1 protein-coding gene is annotated in these 460 nt (G+C 62.8%); it reads left to right on the top strand.

What is annotated here, in order from left to right; genetic code table 11:
• Nucleotides 1–222: 222 nt before the first annotated feature.
• Nucleotides 223–460 (top strand): hypothetical protein (locus D7Y13_RS42575; RefSeq protein WP_120631102.1); only part of this gene is annotated, 238 nt, incomplete at its 3' end.

Below are 460 nucleotides of genomic sequence, written 5' to 3' on the forward strand. Positions count from 1 at the left end.
CGTTGTGGTGGCGCCAACAAAGTCGTTGCTTGGTCAATTGATTCGATTATGCAACGTGATTCAGAGCATGTGCACCCGGGGGCATCCCCAAGTCAGTCCTTGCGGGTCAGACGGCAAACGGAAACGCGCGCTCAGGGATGAGCGTCACGCTTGGCACTCGATAGGCGCTTTCCTAGACTGGGTCAGGTGTGCTGTTTCAGTGAATCGAACATCGAAACGCGGATGAATCCGACGACGTCCTGTCTACAGCTAGCGTTTCGCGATGCCCCGCCCGGGGAGACGGCGATTCGTGCGGCGCTGGAAGCCGCGCAGCGGGTGCTTGAACGCAGTGGTGTGTCGCCGCGCGAAGCGTTCGCGGCCTACCAAGCCTTCGCCAGCGGGGCGGGGAGCCCCGACACGCTCGCGCTGACGTTCGCCCGAGCGGAAGCCGAGGCCATGGATACATTGGCCGCGCACGGCT

This window comes from Corallococcus praedator (assembly GCF_003612125.1).
Lineage (GTDB): Bacteria > Myxococcota > Myxococcia > Myxococcales > Myxococcaceae > Corallococcus > Corallococcus praedator.